Source organism: Longimonas sp., from assembly GCF_046498435.1.
GTDB lineage: Bacteria > Bacteroidota > Rhodothermia > Rhodothermales > Salinibacteraceae > Longimonas.
In genome coordinates this window covers 1-3,322 of the sequence record NZ_JAWOAR010000298.1, presented here as the reverse complement: position 1 = coordinate 3,322, position 3,322 = coordinate 1, and the positions used below count along the sequence as shown (strand labels likewise).

The window sequence follows — 3,322 nt, the reverse complement described above, 5'->3', positions numbered from 1 at the left end:
AGCGTGGTGATCTGCGCAGCCAGTGGACTGACGTGCAGGCTCAGCATGAAAGCGGCAAGGAGCACGATCCTCTGAAGATGCATCTTGAACATGCTACGTGGGATTTAGCTTAACGAAAAGGGGGATTGCCGCATCGACCTTGTGCCTCTACGTTGCTGCCGCGCTCAAACGCTGCATCGATACGTCGTATCCCTCTGTATCCCGTTCGCGCAGCGGACTTACGCTTCCTCAAGCGCCATGACGTGCTCGGTGAGGGCCTCCCAGGTCGGGTAGAGCTCGGCAAGTTCGGCTTCGAGGGCCTGGTAGTCTTCGGTGAGCGCGCGCATGTTGCCCTCTTCAAGCGCTGCCGGATCGGCCATCTGAGCCTCCAGTTCCTCTTTCTTGGCTTCCAGCTCCATGATTTTCTCTTCGGTGGCCTCCATCTCCTGGCGCACCTCGTACGAGTTCAGGTCGGCGAACGCGTCGTCGGGGCGGAGCGAGGTGCCGTTTGTGGGTGTCGTAGCGGACTCTGACGTTTCATGTGCAGCGTCGGCTGTGCCGTTGGCGCTGTTCGATGCTGCATCCGGATCGGGGTCTAACGCGGCGGCGGTGCCATGCTCGACCTGCCACTGCATTTCGGAGTAGGGGCCGTGGAAGATGCGCACGTCGCCGTTGCCCACGCGCCACGTGTGGGTGCTCACTTCGTCTAAGAAGTAGCGGTCGTGGCTCACAATGATGCAGGTGCCGGTGTACTGCTGAATGGCTTCGATGAGTACATCTTTCGACTGGATGTCGAGGTGATTCGTGGGCTCATCGAGAATGAGCACGTTGGCGGGTGAGAGTAGCGTGCAGGCCAGCGCTACGCGGCTCTTCTCGCCGCCCGAGAGCACCTCTATTTGCTTGAACACATCGTCGCCGGTGAAGAGGAAGGCCCCGAGCAGCGTGCGGAGCGTGGTGTCGGGTGTGCTGGGCGAGACGCCGCGCACGGTCTGCATGATGGTGGCGTCCATGGGCAGCGCATCGGCCTGGTGCTGGGCGAAGTGCGCCAGCTGCACGTTGTGTCCTTCGCTGCGCTCGCCCTCGAAGGCTTCGGTGCCCCGTAGCATGCGCGCGAGGGTGGACTTCCCGGCGCCGTTGGGACCCACCAGTGCGATGGTGTCGCCCCGCTCTACAGCCAGCGGGCCCGCATCGTCGAATACGCGCACGGGGCCGTTTTCGCCCGCGTAGGTTTTTGAGAAGGAAGACAGCTCCAGCACCACGCGTCCGGAGCGCGGCGGGTCGGGGAAGCGGAACGAGATGCGGTCTTCGCTATCGGGGGGCGGCGGGATGCGCTCCATCTTCTCCAGCTTCTTGATGCGGCTCTGCACCTGGGCCGCCTTCGAGGCGTTGTAGCGAAAGCGCGAAATGAACTCCTCGATCTCGTTGATGCGCTTCTGCTGGTTCTCGTACTCGGCTTTCCACTGCGCACGGCGCTCCTTGCGCTCTTCGAGGTAATACGAGTACGAGCCGTCGTAGAGGCTAAGGCGGCCCCGCGTGAGCTCGGCGATCTGCGTGACCATGCGGTCGAGCACGTAACGGTCGTGGCTCACGAGCACCACCGTGCCGCTGTACGAATCGAGATAGCTCTCGAGCCAGGCAATGCTGTCGATGTCGAGGTGGTTGGTGGGCTCGTCAAGCAGCAGCACATCCGGGCGCTGAAGCAGCAGCTTGGCCAGGGCCACCCGCATGCGCCACCCCCCCGAAAACGACTTCAGAGGACGCTCCATGTCGTCGGGCTGGAAGCCGAGTCCGGCCAGCGTGGCCTCGGTTTGCGAGCGGATGCGGTGGGCATCGCGGGCGTTGAGCTGTTCCTGCACGCGGCTCAGGCGGTCGAGCAGCTTCGCGTAGCTATCGCTCTCGTAGTCGGTGGCGGCCTCCAACTGCGCAGTGATTTTCTCTTCGCGAGCTTCGAGTTCCAACACTTCGTCGAACGCCTGCAGGGCCGCCTCGCGCACGGTGGCGTCGCCGGGCTGCTCGTTCAGGCTCTGCTCCAGGTAGCCTACTGTGGTGGCCCCGCGATCTACGCGACCCGACTCGATCTCTTGGTCGCCGGTAATCACGCGCAGCAGCGTAGACTTGCCCGCACCGTTGGGCCCAACGAGCCCGATGCGCTGCTCCTCGTCGGGAATGGCCCACGACAGATCGGTGAAGATGGGCGTCCCGCCAAATACAACCGAGACGTTTTGCAGATGAATCATGACGCGCAGATGGCGTTAGGTGCAGCAACGAGCATCAGAAAAACCCCACCCGTCAGCCAGAAGCCACGAGTGGGGCACAAGGGAAGCAAGCAGCATCTGCGGACGACCAGGGGAGAAGAACCTCTTCTTCGACAATGTGGGTAGCCGCCCAGAGCCTTTCGACGTCCACTGTTACCTGTGCACCTTGAAGTCCTCTGATGCACAGCCGCCGGGGCGCGATGAGGAGGGATCTCCGCACGCCCTGCGGTGAGGCCTGCCGGCCAGTCCTGGAGGTAAGCTCCCTGTGGTATAGGTTGCAGATTCTTCTTTATCCAGATGTCGCGGCGCAGACCGCTGCTTGCTGGATCGTACTGTACCTACGCCCTATGCGGACGTTTCAACGCTGCCGATACGGTTCAACACAATCGCATTAAGATTCGGGGGACGCGGTGCGGAAGGCTCTGCGGGCATCGGGATGACTTAAGATGAGGGTTGGCAGAACACCGCCCCCGTCCGGGGATCGTGCGGGCTGGCTTCTCCGCCTGGTCTTAGCATACGGCAGCGTGTGCACTGTGCATCAGTACTGCGTAGGGCGATACGCTATGCCTCCGAGGCCGCTTCCCGGTAGAACTCCGCTACCTTCTGGGCTTTGGCGGGGCCTACGACTTCGGCGAGCGCCTCTGTATCCGCCTGTTTTACTTGCTTAAGCGAGCCGAATTCGCGGAGCAGGGTCTGGGCGGTCTTTTCGCCGATGCCGTGGATATCCAGGAGCTCAGAACGCAGGGTTTTCTTCTTGCGGCGCTTGCGCTGGTACGTGACGGCAAAGCGGTGCGCTTCGTTGCGCAGGTTTTGGAGTAGCTTCAGGGATGGGTGGTCTTTGCCCAGGTAGAGCGGGTCAGGGTCGCCGGGGCGGAAGATTTCTTCGAGCCGCTTGGCGATGCCGATGACCGGAAACAGGCCGTACACGTCGAGCTCCTTGAGGACGGTTACCGTGCTGGAGAGCTAGCCTTTGGCGCGATCTACCACGAGCAGATCGGGCCACAGGCCGCCTTCGTTCGCCATCCGTTTGTAGCGGCGGCGCACCACCTCGCGCATCGACTTGAAGTCGTCGGGGGTGCCGTCTTCGA

At 62.5% G+C, this 3,322-nt stretch carries 2 protein-coding genes and 1 pseudogene; all 3 read right to left on the bottom strand.

What is annotated here, in order from left to right:
• Positions 1-218 precede the first annotated feature (218 nt).
• Positions 219-2,216, bottom strand: coding sequence for an ABC-F family ATP-binding cassette domain-containing protein (locus R6U20_RS11570; protein WP_410338011.1), 1,998 nt, complete (start codon positions 2,214-2,216; stop codon positions 219-221).
• A gap of 579 nt (positions 2,217-2,795) precedes the next feature.
• Entirely contained in the window at positions 2,796-2,957 is a 162-nt protein-coding gene (locus tag R6U20_RS11565; protein WP_410338012.1) for a helix-hairpin-helix domain-containing protein, read from the bottom strand.
• A gap of 66 nt (positions 2,958-3,023) precedes the next feature.
• Positions 3,024-3,322: pseudogene (locus tag R6U20_RS11560) on the bottom strand (excinuclease ABC subunit C); the annotation flags it as partial.